At 70.1% G+C, this 19,683-nt stretch carries 15 protein-coding genes and 3 pseudogenes; 7 read left to right on the top strand and 11 right to left on the bottom strand.

Annotation, left to right across the window (positions count from 1 at the left end):
* Positions 1 to 9: 9 nt before the first annotated feature.
* From FGF04_RS02690 to FGF04_RS02680, 3 genes are all read right to left on the bottom strand, one after another.
* Positions 10 to 2,013: a flavin monoamine oxidase family protein gene (locus tag FGF04_RS02690; protein ID WP_235882150.1), complete on the bottom strand. Its 2,004-nt coding sequence runs from the start codon at positions 2,011 to 2,013 to the stop codon at positions 10 to 12.
* A gap of 102 nt (positions 2,014 to 2,115) precedes the next feature.
* Positions 2,116 to 3,312 (bottom strand): exo-alpha-sialidase, encoded by a 1,197-nt coding sequence (locus FGF04_RS02685; RefSeq protein WP_235882149.1) that lies wholly within the window; start codon positions 3,310 to 3,312, stop codon positions 2,116 to 2,118.
* An 89-nt stretch (positions 3,313 to 3,401) separates the two neighbouring features.
* Positions 3,402 to 4,040, bottom strand: a complete 639-nt coding sequence (locus tag FGF04_RS02680) for an isochorismatase family protein (protein WP_149509566.1) — start codon at positions 4,038 to 4,040, stop codon at positions 3,402 to 3,404.
* Between the two features lie 239 nt (positions 4,041 to 4,279).
* On the opposite strand from FGF04_RS02680, the gene FGF04_RS02675 reads away from it, so the two are divergent.
* Positions 4,280 to 4,885 (top strand): TetR/AcrR family transcriptional regulator, encoded by a 606-nt coding sequence (locus FGF04_RS02675; RefSeq protein ID WP_149509565.1) that lies wholly within the window; start codon positions 4,280 to 4,282, stop codon positions 4,883 to 4,885.
* A gap of 296 nt (positions 4,886 to 5,181) precedes the next feature.
* Here the strand turns inward: FGF04_RS02675 and FGF04_RS02670 are convergent, their stop codons facing one another.
* Positions 5,182 to 5,586: a MerR family transcriptional regulator gene (locus FGF04_RS02670; RefSeq protein WP_149509564.1), complete on the bottom strand. Its 405-nt coding sequence runs from the start codon at positions 5,584 to 5,586 to the stop codon at positions 5,182 to 5,184.
* 70 nt (positions 5,587 to 5,656) lie between these two features.
* On the opposite strand from FGF04_RS02670, the pseudogene FGF04_RS02665 reads away from it, so the two are divergent.
* Positions 5,657 to 6,908 (top strand): annotated as a pseudogene (locus FGF04_RS02665) (MFS transporter).
* Between the two features lie 220 nt (positions 6,909 to 7,128).
* Here the strand turns inward: FGF04_RS02665 and FGF04_RS02660 are convergent.
* Together FGF04_RS02660 and FGF04_RS02655 are read right to left on the bottom strand one after the other, a co-directional pair.
* The gene (locus FGF04_RS02660) at positions 7,129 to 7,725 is read right to left on the bottom strand and encodes an NADPH-dependent F420 reductase (RefSeq protein WP_149509563.1); all 597 of its coding nucleotides are present in this window, start codon (positions 7,723 to 7,725) and stop codon (positions 7,129 to 7,131) included.
* Positions 7,726 to 7,768: 43 nt separating this feature from the next.
* Positions 7,769 to 8,740 (bottom strand): alpha/beta hydrolase family protein, encoded by a 972-nt coding sequence (locus FGF04_RS02655; RefSeq protein ID WP_223146336.1) that lies wholly within the window; start codon positions 8,738 to 8,740, stop codon positions 7,769 to 7,771.
* A gap of 176 nt (positions 8,741 to 8,916) precedes the next feature.
* On the opposite strand from FGF04_RS02655, the gene FGF04_RS02650 reads away from it, so the two are divergent.
* Positions 8,917 to 9,525 carry a TetR/AcrR family transcriptional regulator gene (locus tag FGF04_RS02650; RefSeq protein ID WP_235882148.1) on the top strand — a complete coding sequence of 203 codons (609 nt, stop codon included), beginning with the start codon at positions 8,917 to 8,919 and terminating at the stop codon, positions 9,523 to 9,525.
* A 96-nt stretch (positions 9,526 to 9,621) separates the two neighbouring features.
* Positions 9,622 to 9,837: pseudogene (locus FGF04_RS02645) on the top strand (rhodanese-like domain-containing protein); the annotation flags it as partial.
* Here FGF04_RS02645 and FGF04_RS02640 read toward each other — a convergent pair.
* Entirely contained in the window at positions 9,827 to 10,297 is a 471-nt protein-coding gene (locus tag FGF04_RS02640) for an EthD domain-containing protein (RefSeq protein ID WP_235882147.1), read from the bottom strand. The pseudogene FGF04_RS02645 and the gene FGF04_RS02640 sit on opposite strands and share 11 nt — an antisense overlap.
* Before the next feature lie 109 nt (positions 10,298 to 10,406).
* Between FGF04_RS02640 and FGF04_RS02635 the strand changes: the two genes are divergently transcribed.
* Entirely contained in the window at positions 10,407 to 11,276 is an 870-nt protein-coding gene (locus FGF04_RS02635) for a helix-turn-helix transcriptional regulator (protein ID WP_149509559.1), read from the top strand.
* 219 nt (positions 11,277 to 11,495) lie between these two features.
* On the opposite strand, the gene FGF04_RS02630 is transcribed toward FGF04_RS02635, so the two are convergent.
* Positions 11,496 to 12,482: an NADPH:quinone reductase gene (locus FGF04_RS02630; protein WP_149509558.1), complete on the bottom strand. Its 987-nt coding sequence runs from the start codon at positions 12,480 to 12,482 to the stop codon at positions 11,496 to 11,498.
* A 283-nt stretch (positions 12,483 to 12,765) separates the two neighbouring features.
* Positions 12,766 to 13,602, bottom strand: coding sequence for an enoyl-CoA hydratase/isomerase family protein (locus tag FGF04_RS02625; RefSeq protein WP_149509557.1), 837 nt, complete (start codon positions 13,600 to 13,602; stop codon positions 12,766 to 12,768).
* A gap of 143 nt (positions 13,603 to 13,745) precedes the next feature.
* Here FGF04_RS02625 and FGF04_RS02620 point away from each other — a divergent pair, with 143 nt between their 5' ends.
* Positions 13,746 to 14,102, top strand: a complete 357-nt coding sequence (locus tag FGF04_RS02620; protein WP_149509556.1) for a winged helix-turn-helix transcriptional regulator — start codon at positions 13,746 to 13,748, stop codon at positions 14,100 to 14,102.
* Between the two features lie 159 nt (positions 14,103 to 14,261).
* Here the strand turns inward: FGF04_RS02620 and FGF04_RS02615 are convergent.
* Both FGF04_RS02615 and FGF04_RS02610 read right to left on the bottom strand, forming a co-directional pair.
* Positions 14,262 to 15,363, bottom strand: a pseudogene (locus tag FGF04_RS02615) (hypothetical protein).
* A gap of 154 nt (positions 15,364 to 15,517) precedes the next feature.
* Positions 15,518 to 18,370, bottom strand: a complete 2,853-nt coding sequence (locus FGF04_RS02610; RefSeq protein ID WP_235882146.1) for a helix-turn-helix transcriptional regulator — start codon at positions 18,368 to 18,370, stop codon at positions 15,518 to 15,520.
* Between the two features lie 423 nt (positions 18,371 to 18,793).
* Here FGF04_RS02610 and FGF04_RS02605 point away from each other — a divergent pair, with 423 nt between their 5' ends.
* Positions 18,794 to 19,654, top strand: a complete 861-nt coding sequence (locus FGF04_RS02605) for an MBL fold metallo-hydrolase (RefSeq protein ID WP_235882152.1) — start codon at positions 18,794 to 18,796, stop codon at positions 19,652 to 19,654.
* Positions 19,655 to 19,683: the final 29 nt, after the last annotated feature.

Here is a 19,683-nt window from a genome sequence, read left to right as displayed (position 1 = left end):
CCGGCGGCCTCAGCCGGTGTGGACCTTCAGCGCGGTACGGACGGCGGACTCCAGGGCGCCCTCGATCCACGCGGGCTTGACCGACGTGTGGCACCCCGCGAAGTGCAGCGGTCCCTCCGATCCGGGGATGTCCGGGAACAGCTCCGTGTGCTGGCCGGGGAGGAGCACGGACGCCTCGCCGTAGGCGTAGGGGTCGCGCATCCACGACTGGGTCCTGCACCTGCCGGTGAAGAACACCTCGCAGCGGCGCCCGAAGACGGCCTGCACTCCGGCGAGCGCCCGCAGGTACCGCTCCTCGTCGGCGTACGCGTCCCACTTCAGGGCGTCGTCGGACCAGCTGTAGGAGGCGAGGACGACACCGCCGTCGCTGCCCTCCATCGGATGCGCGTGCTCGAAGAACATGAAGCGGTTGGCGTTGTCGCTCACCGAACCGCCGCCGCGGACGTGGGCGGCCCCGGGATCGCCGCCCGAGGCGGGCCGGAAGGCGCTGAAGCACTTCTTCAGGTCCTCGGGGAGGGTCACCCCCAGGTCCCGTACGGAGGCGTGCGCGCCGAGATGCCTGCCGTCCCGGACCCGGCCCGCCCGGTACCGGGCGTGGAGGCCGTCCTCGACGGAGTCCAGCGCCTCCTTCCACTGCGCCTCGGTGAACTCCCACCAGCGCCGGGAGAATTCGAGCAGCACCTTGGTCGCGGCGTCGTAGTGCAGTTCCGTGATGGCGCGCCGCTTGCCGTACGTCAGCGGCGGGTCGAAGGCCACGTGGCGCAGCCCGGAGAAGGGCACGGTGACGATCACCTCGTCGCCCTCGAAGACCTCCGTGACGCCTCCGTCGCCGGTCTGGCAGTCCTCCGACACGGTGTGCACCCGCACCCCGCCGTCGCCGCGTTCGATGCGCACGGCCCGCCGGTCGAGCCGCACCTTCCCCTTCACCGGCGCGTACAGCGCGTCGACGAGGATCGCGGTGCCGCCCTTGAGTTCCCAGAACTTGGTCTTCGGGTCGATCAGCGCGCTGCCCAGGAAGCTGTGCAGGAAGGACAGGTGCAGCCGCGAGGTCAGGTTCTGCACGGTGCCGATCAGGTCGATGGTCCTGGTGTCCAGCCCGGCGGCCTCGGTGAGGTACCGGTACATGGACCAGTGGCCGTACCGCTTGAGGACCTTGACCCACCCCTCGACGAGGGCCGTGCCCTCCTTGCCGCGGATGAGCAGGTGCGCGGGTTCCAGGGCGGTCGCGAGGACGGCCGCGGCGGTCCTCGTACGGTCGGCGCCCCGGACGCCGAAGGTGTCGTTGATCCTCTCGGGGTGCTTCTCGTAGTCGGCCCGGCGCATGCGGACGCCGTTGATGTGCATCCAGGCGCGGTTGGCGCGCCGCTCCGGATGGTCCACCTCCACGTCCACCAGCAGGAACTCCTGGCGGGGCAGGTCGAACTTCTTGATCAGCGCCATCAGGAGCGGATGGCTGTCGGGCAGGCGCATCGCCCCCGCCTCGGCGTACTGCCTCGGGTCGGCGAAGGGCTGCTCGCCGTTCTCGTGGCCGCCCTTGCGGAAGGTCTTGACGCGGCCGCCGACGCGGTTGCCGTTGGCCTCGATCACCACGACGTCGTGGCCCACCCGGTTGAGCAGGTCGGCGGCGAGCAGTCCGGCCGGCCCGGCCCCGACGATCAGGACCCGCTTCGACGCCCTGGCCCGGCTCGGCGGCAGGCCGTTCTCGACGGCCTTCAAGTAGGACGGGACGAGGGGCTTGTCGTGCTCGTCGTAGACGACGATGGCGCGGGCGACCGTGGTGTAGGCCGCGGGATCCGTGCCGGGCGGCGCCGCGGCCGGCGCCGCCTGCGGCACGACGGCGGGGCTCAGGGCGGTCGCCGGCGTGGCGGTGGTGGCGACGGCGCCGGTGAGCCCGGCGGCCAGGACCGTGGCACCGGTCGCCGTCACCACGGAGCGCCGCGTGGGCGGCGCTCCGGGCGTACGGGGGGACGGGAGCGGGGAGTCGTCCGGTGCGTTCGTGTCGTGTGTACTCATCGCGATCATGCTTGGCACACGATCGTCGCGCCGCCAGGGCATTCACACGGACGGGGAGCCCAAACCACTCGTTCCGTCACAGGACGGGCCGGTGGCGTGCGCTCAGGCCGCGGGCACCGTCTTCGTGGCGAAGTACGGCTTGCAGGTGGTGCCCGACCAGTCCGTGGCGATCTCCAGGAGACTCGTGCCGTTCGCCGAAGGCAGCAGGGCGGAGCTGTAGTTGGGGCAGTAGTCCACGACCGTCGACTCGACGGTGACGGGTGCCGCGATCTCCCGCCACGCGCCCGTGCCGCCCGTGCTGTTGACCCACACGGTCCGGCCGCTGCCGGCGGCCACCGTGCCGTCCCTGTTGTAGAGGACCTGGCCGATCAGGAAGAGCCGCCCCAGCGGATTGCCGGCCTCGGGCGCCCAGGCCACCGTCGGGGCGTGCTTGAAGTACTTGCCGTCGGCCGTCTCCGGGCGGTACCCGAGGAACGGCCCGCTCGACCAGTCCCAGCCGTCGGCCGAGGTCCGGTAGTGCACGACGCACTGGTACTGGCCGGGGGCCGAGCAGATCTCGTACGACATGAACCAGGTGCCGTTGCCCAGCTTGCGGACGACCGCCATGCCGGGCCGGTCGGAGACGAGGGGGCTGACGACGGTGGCGTGGTGGCCGGTCCAGGTCGTGCCGTTCGCGGTGCGGGCGGCCATCAGCTTCTGGCTGTGCGCCGCGTCGGTCTCGTCCGAGTAGTGCGCGACCAGCTGTCCGGAGGCGTCCACGGAGAACTCGGGCTCCCAGAGGCCGCCCGTGCTGCCCGCGGTGGCGATCGTGGAGAGGTAGCTCCAGGTACGGCCCACGTCGTTGCTCCTGAAGACGCGCAGCGCCATGCGCCGGTTCGTCTCGTCCTGGCCGACCGAGGCCGCCCACAGCAGGGTGCCGGCGGGCAGATTGCCGATCTGCCGCGGGAGTTCGAAGAGCGTGGAGCAGCACAGGCCCTGTCCGCCCGCCGCCTCCGGGTCGCCGACCGAGCCGACCTGGCGGAAGGACGCCCCGGAGTCGGTGCTCTCGTAGACGGCGCCGAGGCCGTCGTTCCCGGAGAACGTGACCACCGACGCCAGGACGCGGCCGTTGGCGCCGCCGCTCTGCGCGAGGCGGATCGCCCGGGGGTACAAGCCGGTGCCGTCGCGCAGGACGGCGCCGGTCGCGGCGTCCGCCGTCCCGGTCTGTGCGGTGAGCAGCGCCGCCAGGAGCGCGACCAGCGCGGAGACGAGCGCCGCCAGGCGCAGCGGACGCCGGGGTGACAGGGGCGGGGGTGACACGGGCAGGGACGACAGGGAGGGCGCGGATGGAATCGGGGGCGTGGTGTGTGTGGGGGGGCCCCGCCTCCTCCCACTCACGGTCAGTGGTCTCAGGCCGCGGTGCGCTTGCCCAGTTCGAGGGCGTTGCCGAAGGAGCGGGCGCTCATTGCCATGGCTGGCACGTTCTCCATCATCAGGCGCATGCGGTGCGGAGCGTCGTGGAATTTGGGGTCGAGCTGGAACTCGGCGGCCAGGGAGAACCAGGTAACCGGGACGACACCGGCCTGGACCATGCGCTGCACCGCCGCGTTGTGGGCCTCCAGCGAGGGACTGGCGGAGGCGTCGACCGCCACGTGTACGCGGTAGCCCTCGCGCAGGCCGCCCAGCGCGGTCTGCAGCACGCACCCGTCGGTGGCGATGCCGCCGATCACCAGGTTCTGCCGGCCCTGCGCCCGGACCGCCTCGGCGAACGACTCGTCCAGGAAGGAGTTGAAGTCGACCGCGCGCTCGATGACCGGCTGGTCACCGATGGCCTCCAGCAGTTCCGGGTACAGCGGGCCGGACGGCTTGCTGGACTGACCGTTGGTCACCACCAGGCCGCTCTCGTACCACTTCGCGGTCTTCGCCAGGCCCACGACGTTGTTCATGTGCTCCGCGAGGCCGTGGGAGCGCAGGAGGTTCGCGAAACCCACGGCGTAGTCGACGAGAACGACCGTGGTGTTGGCCGGGGTGAGGGGTTCGAGTGCCATGGCTGGCTCTCCTTCTCTGCAGCGAGCAGCGGCAACGGTGCGGCCGCCGAACGGACGGGTTTTTTAGTATCCGATTGGTCATTAGAACGTAGCGATCTGACGCCTTAATGTCCAGGTGGATACTTACGGGGATGCGTAACATGGAGATTCAGAAGGTTATGTACCGCCATGGGGCAACCTCATAGCTCTGCCACAAGCAACGGTGACCCAATTCAAATAACCGAACGTACACTTATGGAATGGATACGCCACCGCCTCCCCGCGCCGATCCGGACGCCGCTCCGGCCAAGAAGCGCCGACGGGACCCCGAAGCAAGCAGAGCCGCGATCCTCGAAGCCGCTCGGGCCGCCTTTGCCGAGCGCGGCTACGCCAAGACGACCGTCCGCGATGTGGCACGCCGGGCCGGAGTGACCCACGGCCTCGTGCTGCGGCACTTCACGTCCAAGGAGCAGTTGTTCCTTGCCGCGGTGCCCAGTCCCCGCACGCTCATGGCGGAGGTGGCCGGTGACCCCAAGACCTTGCCGGTGCGCATCGCACGGTCCTACGTCCGGCGCATGGCCGAGAGCGGAGGCAGCGACCCGTTCGTGGCCATGCTGCGCGCGGTGGCTTCGGAGGAGGAGAGCGCCAAGCGGTTGTTCACCGCGATGCAGCAGGACAGCCTGGAGATGTACCGGGAGGTGATCCCCGGCCCCGAACTGGAGGAACGGGTGGCGTCCGTGGGCGCCTATCTGACTGGGGTGACCTTCTCCCGGTACATCTTCGGACATGGGCCGCTCGCCGAGATGTCGGACGAACAGCTCGTACGGCACCTCGTGCCCAACCTGCGCGGCATCCTGCTGGCCTGACGGCCGTCTCGAGCCCGATCACCGCCAGCCCGGGGTCGCTCTGGATGACGACGCGGGCGTTCGTGTTCGCCACGACACTCCTGAATCGATAGGGGGGAGCGACGGTAGCTTCGTCAAAGGCACCCAGCCGCTGTGCGTGAGGGCCGACAGGAGCCCGTATCGACTGTTGGGCAAGACCCCGGCAGGAATCAAAAGGAGATGCGATACGCAAGGCCGCACTCGTCCCGTTCGTGGCACTGGCACTGGCACTGGCAACGGCACTCGCTCGCCCTAACACCGCAGCTCTGCTACACCGCTTACACGGAGTTCGGTGTCCCGTGAGAACCGCCAGGCGTCAGCGCCCGGCATCCTGCGACTTCGGTCAGGTACTCGCTCATCGCATCACGGTTGCGGATGAGTACGTCGATCCGCTCGGTGAGCCGGTCCCGCTCGGCGGTCAGCAAGGCGAGCATCTCCGGTGTCGCATCGGGAAAGTGGATCGATCGAGGCTTGTCCAGGCACGGAAGGATCTGCTTGATGATGCGGGTGGGGAGCCCTGCATCCAGCAGGCCACGGATTTGGTTGACCCGGTCCACGTAGCGGTCGTCGTACTCCCGATACCCGTTCGCACGCCGGTCCGGGACGATCAGTCCCTGCTCCTCGTAGTAGCGGAGCAGCCGACGGGACGCACCCGTCAGTCGCGACAGTTCACCGATCCTCACACCCGCCGAAACTACTCGGCGCACCTCTGCTTGACCATCACACCTATGTGAAGGTTTCAGGATTCGGTCCATGACCACCACGTCTTCTGACGCACCGTCTCGTACGCGACAGGCCGGCTTGCCCTGGTCGGCGCTGTTGGCACTGGGGACCGCCGTCTTCATCACGAGCTTGACCGAGACCCTGCCCGCCGGTGTGCTCCCCGAGATGTCGGCCTCGCTGGGCACCAGTTCAGGTGCTACCGGCCAGGCCGTCACCGTCTACGCGGCCGGTACGGCGCTGACCGCGATCCCGCTCGCCACGGCGACAGCATCCGTTCCGCGGAAACCACTGCTGCTCGGCGCCATGGCCGTCTTCCTGGTGGCCAACACCCTGACTGCGGCCGCACCGGGGTACATCGTCCTGCTTGCGGGCCGGTTCCTCGCCGGAGTGGCCGCGGGCCTGGCGTGGGCGATCCTCGCCGGCTACGCCCGTCGAATCGCGCCTGCCGGCTCGGAAGGGCGCGCCATCGCAGTGGCGATGACCGGGATCCCTGTGGCGTTGTCCCCGGGGGGTTCCGGCCGGCACGCTGATCGGTGAACAGGTGGGATGGCGGGCGGCGTTCGGCGCCGTCTCCCTGCTCACTCTTGCCGTCATCGGCTGGATCGGCCTGTCCGTCCCCGGCGTGGGGCAACCCGTCATTGAGCGAGCTGACATAGACCGTTCGGGCCTTGCACCGGGATCGGCGAAGTCGCCCCTGCGGCAGACCCTGGCGGTACCCGGTGTCGTGGCGGTCATGGTCACGGTCACGACGTTCGTTCTCGGGCACACGATCATCTACGCCTACATCGCTCCCTATCTGCAGCACGCCGGGCTCGGGTCGGCGACCGACGCGGTTCTCCTTACTTTCGGCGTCGCGTGCCTGGTGAGCATCTGGTACGTCGGTCGCCATGTCGACCGCCGGCCAAGGACTTTGATGATCATCGGCGCGGTGCTGTTCACTCTCGCCACCGCGGCCCTTGCCGTCACCGCAACTCACGCGATCGTTTGGGTCGCCGCGGTTCTTTGGGGCCTCGGGTGGGGCGGCGCCCCGACCTTGCTGCAAACCGCAGCCGGACAGGCCGGAATGCGGCACAGCACCGCTGCCGCCGACATCGCGCAAGCCGTCCTCGTCACGCTCTGGAACACCGCGATGGCATTCGGCGGCATCGTCGGCGGTCTCCTGCTGCAAAGCTGGGGCGTCACTGTGGTCGCCGCGTCGGCCGCCGGCCTCGGGGCAGTCAGTCTGCTCGTCGTCGCCGGGGCCCGGCKCCACGCCTTCCCCACCACTCAGGTCGCGCCATGACCCACGCCGACGCACCCTGAGTACTGAAGGACGCAGGCGTCCGGTCAAGCGTTGCCGCACTCAGCCCCTCGCGTACGTCGCCTCGGTGGGCCGTGCGGCGAGGGTGGACTTGCCCGATGCGCCGGCGCCGATCAGCGGCATGCACCGGCCACGTCTCATCTCGTACCGGGTCCGCGTTGCGGTGCTGTCCTACCGACTCCGCGCTCCGGCGCTGCCCCTGTTATCGCGAAACCGTGAGGTTGAACCTCGCATCGCCGAGGGCCCGTACGGTTGCGAAGTACAGCGAGCCGGCTTGTTCGGTCGCGGTGGCCGTGTCGATGTCGCCCAGGTCGATGATGCCGGTGTCGGGCCAGCCCAGGTCGCCGAGCAGGGCGGTGACCACCGTCTTCGCCGCGGCGTCGTCACCGCTGACGAAGACGGTGGCCGCGGGGACCGATGCGAGCGGGTCGACCATGATGGTGAAGTTCATCGTGTTGAGGGTCTTCACCACGCGTGTACGCGGGAAGCGTCTCTGGACCTGGGCGGCCGCCCCGGCGCTGATGTGCCCCATGGCGGTCTGCGGGGTGATCGTCGCTGAGGGGTCGAGCAGGATCTTGTCGCCCAGCGCCTCCTCCCCGATCTCGCCCAGGACGTCGAGCACGTCGCCGCCGGGCAGGGCGGTGACGACGAGGTCGGAGGAGGCGACGGCGCTGCGGTGGTCGAGCCGGTCCGCTCCTGCGGGCGTCCGGGATCCGTAGAGCACACGGTGGCCTCGTGAGGCCAGGCGCGCGCCCAGCGCGGAGCCGACTTTGCCGGTTCCGAGGACGGCGATGTTCACAGACTGCTCCTTCTCGGCTCTTGGTGAGGGCGACGTCGCGTACTCACCTGGTCTCCACCGTGGCGAGAGGTTCCGGCAGGGACGAGAGCACGTCGAGCGCCGTTTCCCAGGACCGGTCGCCGAGGAGTTGGGAGCGCAGGTACGACAGGATCAGTGCGCGCAGTGCGGCGACGCGGGCCGGGTTCTCGTCCGTGGTCTCGGCCGCGTCGTAGCCGGAGATCCCGCCGAACAGGTGCCCGGCTCCCCGCATCATGAGAAGCGTCTTGTTGCCGCCCGGGCTGTGCGTGTAGGCGTCCCAGCGATAGCTCAGGCGGCTGGAGAAGTTCGGGTTCAGGTCCTCGTCGCCGGCCACGACCAGCGTGGTGCCGGTCATCGTCGCGAAGTCGGGGTACTGCAGCGACGGGTAGTTCTCCCTGGCCCACGAACCGAAGTGCTCGTCGGCGATGCCGGGGCCCCCGATGACGACACCTGCCGTCAGGCGTGGGTCCGACAGGTCCTTCTCCCGGGAGTCCTGCGGTTGCAGGACCTGCATGCCCATCAGCAACGACACCGTGTGGCCGCCCAGTGAGTGGCCGACCGCCGCGATCCTGCTGGTGTCGACGCGTTCCGGCAGTCCGGGAACGGCGCCGAGGATCTCCGGCAGGCGGTCCAGGACGGTGTGCATGTCGAGGGCTCGGTCGCGCCAGAAGAGCGGCGCGTCGGGCAGGTCCTGCTCGCGCAGTCCGAGCACGGTGGAGTCGAGGTGCGTCGGCTGCACGACGACGAACCCGTGGGCGGCCCAGAAGTCCACGAGCGGGCCGTAACCGCGCAGCGAGGAAAGGAAGTTCGCGCCGCCGTGCCCGTGGGAGAACACGATGACCGGGAGCCCGGTGCCCGTCGCGGGCGCCGTGACCTTGAGCTCCAGCCGGACGGGTCTGTCCGGGACGTCAAGGACGACGGGGCTGTAGCTCAGGATCGACGTCGGATCACCGACCGGGAACCCGGATGCGTCGGCGTATGCAGTGTTCAAGACCATCTCCTATGTGCGCGCGGTCCGCAGGCAGTTGCCGTCCGTTCGGACACTGTTGAACCGGCAATGAAAATCTTGCCATCGAAGGCAAGTTTGCGCAAGGAGGCATTTATGCTAGGTGAGGTGTGTATGCTGCGTATGGCAAGAATCGCGTAATGACGAATGGGGAGAGGGAGGCCACGGTGACGGCAGGCAACGGTCCCGGACTGCGGGAGCGGAACAAGGCGCGCCGTCGGCGCCACATCCTGCACACCGCTCTGCGCCTGTTCGTCGAACACGGCTATGAGGGGACGACCATCGCCGACATCGCCGCGGCCGCCGAGGTCGCCCCGCGAACGGTGACGGGCTACTTCCCCTCCAAGCTCGACTTCGTCACCGAGTGGCCGGCCGAACGCGAGCAGCGGCTCATCGCGCTCTACCACGCTGATCCGTCCGTGGGCTTCGTCGAGCTCGTCGACAAGTGGTGGCGGGACCTACGTGACCACCTCGACCACGAGGAGGCGGCGCTGACCCGCGCGATGACGCTCGCCAATCCCGGCGTCGCCGCCCTGGCCGAGGTCGAGGTGTCGCGCCGGACCCCCGGGGCCGAGTTCCCCTTCGACGGCACCGATCAGCAGGACCCGTTCGAGGCCGCCGGTCGTGCGGCGATCAGAGGTGTCAACCGGTCCTTCGAACGCAGTGTCGCCGAGGGCCGCATGACCGACCGCCTGCACGAGGACCTGCTGAACCTGATCCGCAGCATCGCCGAGACGACCCGTGTCGGCCACGGCGCACTCAAGCTCGACCGCTGACACGCGGGCCGCGCCGACCTCAACCGGCCTCGCCGCGGCCCGCGTTGCCTGAAGGACAACGACGGGATGGCGTGATCGCGGACGTACCAGTGGAACAGGGTTCATATCCCCGGCGCCGTGCACCTGCCGCCCGAAACGCTGTCGGCGCGTCTGCCTGAACTGCCCGAGGACCGTTTGCTCATCACCTTCTGCACCGGCGGTATCCGCTCGGCGGGAGCCGCCAACCTGCTCATGGAGAACGGCTTCGAAGCAGCCAACATGAGCAGAGGGCTCTTCGAGTGGCGCGCGGCCGGCGGTCCCCTCACCCCGTGAGGTCGGCGCCGATGACGACCTCCTCTTCGGAGATGATGCTTCCGAAGCTGTTCAAGTCGACGAAGTTCTTGTGGTCCGGGTCGACGGTCTTCAGGAAGTTCTCGCTGAAGAGGAGCGCGTTGAGGTCGTCCATCGTGTCGAACCATGTCTCGACCACAGAGTCGTAGTCCGGTTCGGGACAGTTCGGCACGGGGACGGGATATGACACCACGAAGCGGCGGATGTACTGCTCCGCCTCCGGGATGGACATGAGCAGCGGTCGGTGGACGTTCCGCTGGTAGTGGGTGAACTCGTCATGAGTCATGCCTTCGCGACGCTTCAACGTCATCACCATTTTGATCATGATGCCTGTCCGTTTCTGTTCGATGAGTGATGATTCGCCGGCCGGGAAATTCGCCGGGACGGGACGGGTACACATCACCGTTGACGGCAGGCCCCCGGCGGCGGGGACTGCCGTCAACGGTGATCTGTGCGTTGTCCGTGGCAGCAAGCCTGCGCCCGGCTGCGGAGCTGATCCAGGCACTGGCGGTGCCTGGATCAGCCCCACAGCACCCACGCACACTGGGGGTATGGACAGACAAGAGCTGGCCGGCTTTCTGCGTGGCAGGCGCGAGCACATCGCCCCTGCCGACGTGGGTCTGCCCGTCGGGCCGCGCCGACGCACACCTGGGCTGCGCCGCGAGGAAGTGGCGCAGCTGGCGTTCATCTCGACCGAGTACTACACGCGTCTTGAGCAGGCCCGCGGTCCGCGCCCTTCGCGCGAGGTACTCGCCGGCCTGGCCCGAGCCCTGCGCTTGTCGGACGCCGAGCGGGACCATCTGCACCACCTCGCCGGTGCGCCGCCCGGCCCGTCGGCCGGGCCCTCACGTGAAGTGCCGCAAAGCATCCTCGACCTGTTGCGGCGGCTGCCGCACACCGCGGCGATCGTGCTCTCCGCGACCTACGAGGTGATCGCCTGGAACGATCTGGCCGCCGCCCTCCTGGAGGACTTCTCCCCAGTGCCCCGGCGCGAGCGCAACCTCGTGCGCCGTGTCTACCTCGCACCGCCCTCGCGGGAGCGGCCGCCGTACGACCCGTTCGACGCGGAGGCCTTCGCCCGCGCCGCGGTCCGGCGCCTGCGCGCCGCCGCCGCCCGCTACCCCGACGACCGCGAGGTCGCCACGCTGGTGGGCGACCTCCTCGCGGGCAACACGGAGTTCGCCCGGCTGTGGGCCGCGCACGACGTGCGCCCCGAGCCCACCCTGCTCAAGACCGTCGACCACCCGCTGATCGGTCCCATCACCCTCAACTGCACCTTCCTCGACATCGCCGACCGGGACCAGCAGGTCGTGCTCTTCACGGTCGAACCCGGCTCTCCCGCGCAGGAGGCGCTGCGACTGCTGTCGGTCATCGGCACACAGCGCATGGATGTATCGGATGTATCGGGTGTATCCAGCTGAGGAGTCCTCGCGGACGGTCCTCGCGGACGGTCTTCGTGTGCTTGTCTGCCCGTCAGCAAGGAAGTCTTCGTCGGAATCGGCACCCGCATCGACACCGACACCCACCGCGCCGAGCGCAGCCGACCTGACGGTGGGCAAGCTCAACGCCCCCGGGCCCTGGTCAGCTGCTGCCCTCGGCTGCGGTCAGGAGCTGACCCCTCGTACGAGTCCTTCGAGCGATCAGCGCAGGTCGAGTACGGCCTTTCCGATGAGGCCGTACTCGACGGCCTCGTGTGCGAGCGCCACGTCGTCGAGGCTGAAGGAGTGCACCGGCAGGGGTGTGAGAGCGTCCTCGCGCAGGGCAGCGGTGATCTCTGTGGCGGCGCGCAGCAGCGCCTCCCGTGGTTCGGTGAGGAACAGTGCGAACCGCAGCACCAGGTTGGACCACATGAGCCGGAAGACCGGCAGGGTCGGGTCGTCGGGCTGTGCCGCGTAGGTCACGATGGTCGCGCCCGGGCCGGCGACGGCCAGGTCCAGTTCGAGGTTGTCGGTCAGCGACACCTCGATGATCCGGTCGACGGGCCCGGCTCCGTCGAGGATCTGCCGGGCGACGTCGGCGTCGCGGTAGTTCACGACGAGGTCCGCACCCGCGACCCTGGCCAGCGCGGCCTTCTCGGGGCCGCTGACCGTCGTCACGACCCGGGCGCCGGCGATCCGGCCGAGTTCGATCGCGTAGTGCCCGACGGCGCCCGCACCGGCCGCAACAAGTACGGTGCGGTCGCGGGGCGAGCCGTCGGCGTGCAGGCACCAGTGCGCGGTCATCGCCGGGATGCCTAGGCAGGCGCCGAGTTCGTCGGAGATGCCGTCCGGCAGTGCGACGGCCTGCTCGGACGGCACGACGGTCCATTCGGCAGCGGTTCCCCAGGGATGGCCGGCGCCGGCCATCCAGATCCACACACGCTCGCCGATCCGGCTCGGGTCGACGCCCGCGCCGACCGCGTCGATCGTGCCGGTGCCGTCCTGGTGCGGGATGCGGCCGGTGTGCTCGCCGACGCGCTGGAAGTCCTGCGGGGTGGAGTTCAACCGCATGAACATGTCGCCCGGGTTGATCGCGGAGAGTGCTACGCGGACACGCACCTGGCCGGGGCGGGGTTCGGGGCGCTCGACGTCCAGCACCCGCAGCACGCTCTTGGCGGGACCCGGTGTGTCGTAGAAGGCTGCCCTCATTGGTTCATCTCTCCTCTTGAGTGTGGAGCGATCCGCGGCACGGGCCGGGGAACGCGCACGTCACGACGGCGGGGGCCTTCCCCACGTCGTGGCCCGCAGCTGGATCTCGTGATCCTCTGCGCATCGGCGAGGCACCGGCCGGGCTGGCACGGACGAAACGTGCCGACGAAACACGCCCGGCATGCCGCTCGCCGGCGCGGACGGATTCCGTCCGCGGGCTTCCCGGCCCGTGGCTCCCGCTCTGCAGACCGTCCTCTACAGACCGGCCTTTACAAACCGGCTTCTACAGACCGGCGGCGACGCTTCGCATGACCGATTCCAGATCGCGCTCGCCCGCGGGGGTCTGCGCACCCTGCTCCAGGGCTCCTGTCATGAGCCGTGGAGGCAGGTCCCCGCTCACCAGCTCGGCCCATGCGTCGTTCTCCGCCCGCAGACCGTCGGTCAGGTCCGTCGGCGGGACCAGTTGCTTGGCGGCGGCGATGAGCTCCGGGGAGAGCGCGGCGATCTTTTTCGCCACCCCGTCGACGAACGCGTCCAGCTCGGCCGCGGGCACCGCGCGGTTGATCCACCCGTAGGCGGCCGCGGTGTCCGCATCCACCAGATCGCCGGTGAGCAGCAGTTCCAGTGCCCGGTTGCGCCCGACCCGCTCGCGCAGGTACTGCGTGCCTCCACCGCCCGGCACGATGCCCATCAGCACCTCGCTCTGCCCGATACCCGCGCTCTCCCGCGCGGCGAAGGTCATGTCGGCCGCCGCGACGAACTCGGCGCCGCCGGCCCGCGCCTTGCCCGCCAGTTCGACGATCGTCACCTGCGGCTGGTGGCGCAGCAGTTCGCCGACCCCCTGGAAGAGATTGGCGTCCGGGTTGCGGTCCGCGATCCCCCGCAGCTCGTCCATCTCGTCGAGGATGTGGATGTCGACGTGAGCGATGAAGAACTCGGGATTCGCGCTGGAGAACACGATGACGCGGACCGAGCGATCGTCCCGCAGCGTCCCGAGGACGTCGTGCAGTTCCCGGATCAAGGTGCCGCTGAGCACGTTGACAGGTGGATTGTCCAGGATGATCCGCGCGACTCCGGCGTCGACGGCCACGCGCAGCGTCGTGTACTGGTCCAGGTTCATGAGTGTTCCAAGGTGTGCGGTGAGCAGGTAGGTTTGCAACGCATACCTACCCTGGGCGCTGCGCCGAGGACGGTCAATAACGCACTTTTCGACAACCAAGGATCGTGATGGATACCAGCCCCACGCCCCTGCCACCCCGAGGTATGCCGCGTTTCAGCGCCGAGTGCCCGAGCCGGCCCATCCTCGACCAGATCGCCGACAAGTGGTCGATGATGGTCCTGGCGGTCCTGGAGCGCCCGACGCGGTTCAACGAGATCAAGCGACAGCTGGAGGGCGTCACCCAGCGGGTGCTGACCCAGACACTGCGCAGACTCGAACGCAACGGCCTGATCCGGCGCCGGGTGCTTGAGACCTCCCCCCTCGGCGTGGAGTACTCCCTCACACCCCTCGGCGAGTCCTTCCGTGAGCCCTTCACCCGCCTGTACGACTGGACGGTCGAGCACAGCGACCAGGTCATGACGGCGCAACTCGCATACGACGCACGGTCATCGGGCCAGTGAACAGCCACCAGCCGCCCGACCAGTAACCGCCACGTCCCCAGCGAAAGACGGACCATGCGGCCTGTACGGCGGCGCGGGCGGTGGACCGGCCGGCTGGTACCAGGTGTACCAGGTGTACCAGGTGCGCGGAGCCGGCCCCGGTAGAGCCGGCAGCGGACCTTAGAACAGGTCGGCCGCGGCGCCCCGTGTCAGGTTTTCGAGGATCGCACGCAGCCACGGACTGCGCACGGCCGGCAGGCGGACCAGGGTGCGCCGGAACGTTTCCCGGTCGGCCCGGAACAGGCAGCGGGGCAGCAGCGGGAGCGGGTCGTCGCGGAGTACGTCCTGAGGTATGCGGCCTGACGCGGGAACCGGCAGGTACGGCCGGGGAGAGACCAGCCACAGCCACACCCCCAGCGGCAGAGGCACCGGGTATGCCGACGCAGCCGCTCCGGCGAGGGCCCAGGTCTGGCCTGTCTGCGGGTGGACCGGTACGAGGAGGATGTCGACGCCCGCGTCCGGGCAGGGCCGGTCCAGCCAGAACGGCTCGCCGCTTCGGGGGACCGGGGGGCAGCAGGACGTCGAGCGCGCGTTGGAACACGTCCGAGGCCAGACCCCCTGGTACCTGCACCGGCTGCCCCTGGGAAGCAACCAACAGGTGGGCGAGGGCCTGGCCGGCTGCCGCCTCCCACCGCGGGCTCCACGACCAGTAGTGGCCCGGCCCCAACCGACCTCCCCACGTGGCGATCGGCTCGAACGGGGGCGTTCGCTCCCCCTTCGCCGTCAGCTCCGCCCAGGAGAGGGGTGCGGCGCGGGTACCGCCGACGGGGACACGGCGCACGGCGTCCGGGCTGAGCCATACCGCCTGCCAGAGCGAGCAGTCGTCGATCCTGGTCGCCACGGGCAGGTCGCATGCCTCGCAGGCCATGTTGGGCCCGTCGGCTCCGTCAAGGCCGCAGCACGCACCGCCGCGCTTCTCGGGAATGAGCCGGGTTCCACGGATATCACCGGGCGCGACGACACTCGCCCCGGGCTTGCTGTCGGACAGAGCCGGGACCGGCGCGTAGATGCCGCGTGCCTGTGCTTCACCCGGATCGATCTCGTCCCGGACCCGCCACGGCCCTCCCCAGGGATCGGGGTCCGCGGCGAACGTCCCGGACTCCATGAGCACCGGAAGCTGAATTCCGTTCCCGTACTTCTGACGGGCATGGACCGGCAGGGCGACCTGGGACAGCGGGGCGGTCAACTCGGCCCCGCATCCCGCACACACGAAAACGAACAAACGTCCTCCACCTGGGAAACCAACGCATCGTCGCAGCCCCCTGGCAGTCGGCCAACACGTTTTTCGGTGTGCCGTGTGGCAGAAGGAGCAGCGGGGTGCGCGAGGAGTTGGAGGCATAGGTGTGAGCCGAACCGTCGACCATGGTGCGCGGCGGTCATGGACCGCCCCTCGCGTCGATGTCCCGACCCGCCTCGCCGCCGCCGGCGGTCATGGTGTCGACAACATCCCTCAGTTGGGAGCGTACGGTGATGCCCAGTTTGGGGAACGCCCGGTAGAGGTGCGAGCTGACGGTACGTGGGGACAGATACAGCTTCTCGGCCACCTCACGGTTGGTCAGTCCTAGCGCCGCCAGCCGCACGATCTCCTGCTGTTGCGGGGTGAGGCCGGCGAAGGCGTCCGGTCTCATGGTGGCGTTCCGGGCACCGGCGGCCCTGAGTTCGGACTGGGCCCGCGCCACCCAGGGCTGTGCGGTCAGCCGCCGGAAGAGGGCCTCGGCCTCGACCAGGGGCGGACGGGCATCGGAGATACGGCGGCGTCGGCGCAGCCACTCCCCGTACGCGAGCAGCGCCTGGCCGTGCTCGAAAGGCCGGCGGGCGAGCGCGGGGGGCTCCAGCGCCGCCGTGAAGTGTTCCTCGGCCTTCTCGGCCTCCTCGGCCGGGGCGAGCACCGCCCGGCTCAGACGGACCAGCGCGGCCCTGCGCGGCGCCAGCGCGCCCGCGTCCGCCAGTGACCGCTCGACTCCGTCCACGATCCGGGTGGCCTCCTCGCGACGGCCGACCCGGGCCGCGGCGGCCGCCAGCTCGGGCAGCGCCGGGTAGGAGAGGTGGTAGTGCGTGGGGTTGCCCCGGTCGTCGAAGAGCGCACGGCAGTGCTGGTAGGCGGTCTCGTGGTCGCCTTCCGCGGTGGCGGCGGTGCCCAGCGCGCGGTGGGCGAGCACGAGGACGGAACGGCTCTCCCGCGGGTCGACGAGCGAGAGGGCGTACCGCGCCCGGGCGCGGGCCCCGGCCGCGTCACCGCGCAGCGCGCACAGCAGCGCCTGCGTCGCGGCGGCACAGGCCGCCGCGTGATCGAGACCGAACGACGAAGCGACGTCCGCGAGTTCGGCGCAGGCCGTCTGCGCACGGGCCCACCGGCCCTGTTCCAGATAGGCGAGGGCGGCTGCCCCGCCGAGGCCGTCCGGCAGCGGTCCCTGCGAGGTCCACGAGGCGAGCGCCGCGTCGTACGTACGCGCGGCCAGTTCCGTCTCGTCCAGCAGCCAGGCAGCGGTGGCGAGCAGGATCAGCGTCTGCGGTTCCTCCCGCGCGCCCACGGCCAGGGCGGGCAGCCGCAGGGCGAAGCGCGCGTCGGCGGCCTCCGGATGCGCGACGACCCAGGCCCAGTCCGCCAGGAGCCCCTCCCGCTCTCCGAGCCGGTGGCCGGGGGGCGTCGAGGCCAGGGGCAGCAGGCGTTCGATCTCATACAACTGGGCCGCGTCACCGGAGTAGAAGCGCACCACAGAGGCGGCGGCCAGGGCCTCCGACGCCGCCGCGGGATCGCTGTCGGCGAGGGCGGCGGCAGGGCGCATCAGCTGTCCGAAGGCCGCGTTGTGCGAGCTGGTCAGTGTCATGAGCCGGCCGACCTGGAGGGCGGCGAGGGCCGCGGCGGTCGGGTCGTCGGTGCCGACGCGGGTGCGTGCGGCCAGCCGTTCGACGGAGTCGAGCCTGCCGGTCAGGACCGCCGCACGGGTCGCGGCGACCAGCAGCCGAGTGCTCTCGCCCCGGTCGGGGTGCAGGTCCGCGGCCCGTTCCAGCATGTGGGCGGCGGCTGCGTAGCCACTGCGGTGACGTGCCCGGTCCGCACCGGCTTCGAGCCGGGCCGAGACCGACGCGCTCAGCCCGGAGGTGGCGGCGGCAAGGTGCCAGGCGTGCCGGTCGGGATCCTGGTCGCCGAACAGCTCGGCCAGCCCCAGGTGCGCCGCGCGCCGCTCCTCGGCGGGGGCCGTGTGGTGGATCGCGAGCCGGGAGAGCGGATGGCCCCAGCGCAGTCGTCCCCCGCTTCGCCGCACGAGTCCGGCCTCCTCGGCGGGCGCCCACACCGGATCGCCGATGTCGGGAAGCCAGGACAGCACTGTGTGCGACGGGTCCTCGTCGTCGACGGCGGCCAGGCGCACCACCGCGCGGCGCGTCCGGGCGGGCAACGCGGCCAGCCGGTCGGCGTAGAGCCGCCCCAGCCGTTCGGTGACGGGGAGCGGGCCGTGGATCGTGCGGGACGTACTGTCGTGGTCGCCGACGGCCCGGGCGAGCTCCACCAGGGCGAGGGGGTTGCCCTCGGCCTGGTCGAGGACGGCTGCCCGGATGGGTCCGGCGGGCACCCGCGGTTGGAGGTCCAGCAGCCGTTCCGCCGCGCCGCGGTCGAGGGGGTCCAGGGTGAGGGTCGGTTCCTGAGCGGCGAGCCCGCGCAACGTGGGGTCCCTGGTGGCGACCAGCAGCGTCACCGGTTCGTCGGCCAGCCGCCGGGCGGCGAAGGAGAGGGCGTCCAGCGAGGCGCGGTCGGCCCACTGGGCGCCGTCCACGACCACCAGCAACGGGCGCTCGGCGGCGAGGTCCGGCAGGAGAGTGAGGACCGCTGTCCCGATGAGCATCGGGTCCGGCGCCTCGCTTCGCTCCCCCGCTCCGAAAGCGACGTGCAGCGCCCCTCGCTGCCTGAGGGGCAGGAGGTCGATCCGCCCGCGGACCGGACGGAGCAGCTGGTGCAGGACCGAGAACGCCAGGTGGGTCTCGGACGGGCTGCTGTCGGCCTTGAGCACCCGGCCGCCGTCCGCGGCGAAGCGCTCCGCGACCGCCTCCACCAGGGTGGTCTTGCCCGCTCCGCACTCCCCCACCACGGTCAGCAGAACGTCCGCCGTCCTCGTCACGGACTCCGCCGTACGCGGCGTGGTCACCGCTGCGACCAGCCTGTCCCACTCGGCTCCTCTGATCACGGCGGTGCCGCTGGGGCCGCAGGCGGTTGTCGCTGTGTACTCGTCCACCGGTTCTCCAGACGTGGCGGGATCTTCCGGGGCTCGACGCCTCCGGTCATCGCATCCCGCATCCCGCATCCCGCGCATCGACGCTACCAGGGCGTTCTCGGTGTACCTCGGGTGCAGTCACATGACGAACGGCTCGGGCTCGCCAGGACGGCCTCGGGCCCGCCGCCCTGGAGACCGGAGACGAAGACCGGTGAAGTGCAGTCACGTGTCCGATACCTCCGGGGCACCGCATGCTCGCAGGCTGGAGGACGACGTCCGAACCTTCGAAGGAGAACGATGAACCCCCTTGCCACCCCGTCCTCCGAGACCGGAACAGGAACCGGGACCAAGACCGGGACCGGCACCGACACCGGGACCGGGACCGGGACCGGGACGCCGACGGTGAGCACCATCGAACTCGGTGATGTGCGGATCCACCGCGTCATGGAGTACTCCGACACCACTCCGATGACGACGGATGTCTTCTTCCCCGGCAGCAAGCCCGAGGAGTGGCAGCGGCACACCGAGATGCTGGCGCCCCACCACTGGGATCCGGACACCGATCTCACCCGTACCGCCACCCAGTCCTGGGTACTGCGCAGCGAGGGCAGGATCATCCTGATCGACACCGGCGCGGGCAACGACAAGTACCGCCCGCTGCAACCGATCTGGTCCTACCTCAGCACCGATTACCTGGCGAATCTCGCCGCTGTCGGCGTGCGGCCCGAAGACGTCGACATCGTCGTCAACACGCACCTGCACGACGACCACGTCGGCTGGAACACCCGGCTCGAAGGCCGCGACTGGGTCCCTACCTTCCCCAACGCGACCTACCTCATGCCGCGGCGTGACGTCGAGTACTGGAGGCCCGAGAACCTCCACAACACGGTGTTCGGGCGGGGCAACCAGAACGTCTACGAGGACAGCGTCGACCCGGTCGTCGAGGCCGGACTGGTGGAGACCTGGGACGAGTCGTACACCATCGACTCCCACCTCCGCCTCGAACCGGCACCCGGCCACACGCCCGGCTCCTCGATCATCCATCTGGAGTCCGGGGGCGACCGCGCGATCTTCGCCGGCGACCTCCTGCACGGCGCGATCCAGGTGCACGAGCCGCACATCAACAGCTGCTTCGAGGAGGACGAGGACGGTGCTCGCGCCAGCCGTGCGCGCATGTTCGCGTACGCCGCGGACAACAACGCCCTCGTGCTCCCGGCGCACCTGCCCGGACACGGTGCCTTCGAAATGCGCCGCCGGGGTTCCGGCTTCGAACTGACCGACTGGGCGCCGTTCTCCCGCACCTGATCCGACCGCCCGTCCTTCGTGAAGCGACA

The organism is Streptomyces apricus, assembly GCF_008369065.1.
Lineage (GTDB): Bacteria > Actinomycetota > Actinomycetes > Streptomycetales > Streptomycetaceae > Streptomyces > Streptomyces apricus.
This window is presented reverse-complemented; position numbering and strand designations above follow the sequence as displayed.

Coding starts and splice junctions, on each gene's coding strand:
- FGF04_RS02675 (WP_149509565.1), top strand. CDS start 4,280: ATGGATACGCCACCGCCTCCCCGCGCCGATCCGGACGCCGCTCCGGCC.
- FGF04_RS02625 (WP_149509557.1), bottom strand. CDS start 13,602: ATGAACCTGGACCAGTACACGACGCTGCGCGTGGCCGTCGACGCCGGA.
- FGF04_RS02690 (WP_235882150.1), bottom strand. CDS start 2,013: ATGAGTACACACGACACGAACGCACCGGACGACTCCCCGCTCCCGTCC.
- FGF04_RS02605 (WP_235882152.1), top strand. CDS start 18,794: ATGGAGTACTCCGACACCACTCCGATGACGACGGATGTCTTCTTCCCC.
- FGF04_RS02630 (WP_149509558.1), bottom strand. CDS start 12,482: ATGAGGGCAGCCTTCTACGACACACCGGGTCCCGCCAAGAGCGTGCTG.
- FGF04_RS02620 (WP_149509556.1), top strand. CDS start 13,746: ATGCCGCGTTTCAGCGCCGAGTGCCCGAGCCGGCCCATCCTCGACCAG.
- FGF04_RS02680 (WP_149509566.1), bottom strand. CDS start 4,040: ATGGCACTCGAACCCCTCACCCCGGCCAACACCACGGTCGTTCTCGTC.
- FGF04_RS02635 (WP_149509559.1), top strand. CDS start 10,407: ATGGACAGACAAGAGCTGGCCGGCTTTCTGCGTGGCAGGCGCGAGCAC.
- FGF04_RS02655 (WP_223146336.1), bottom strand. CDS start 8,740: ATGGTCTTGAACACTGCATACGCCGACGCATCCGGGTTCCCGGTCGGT.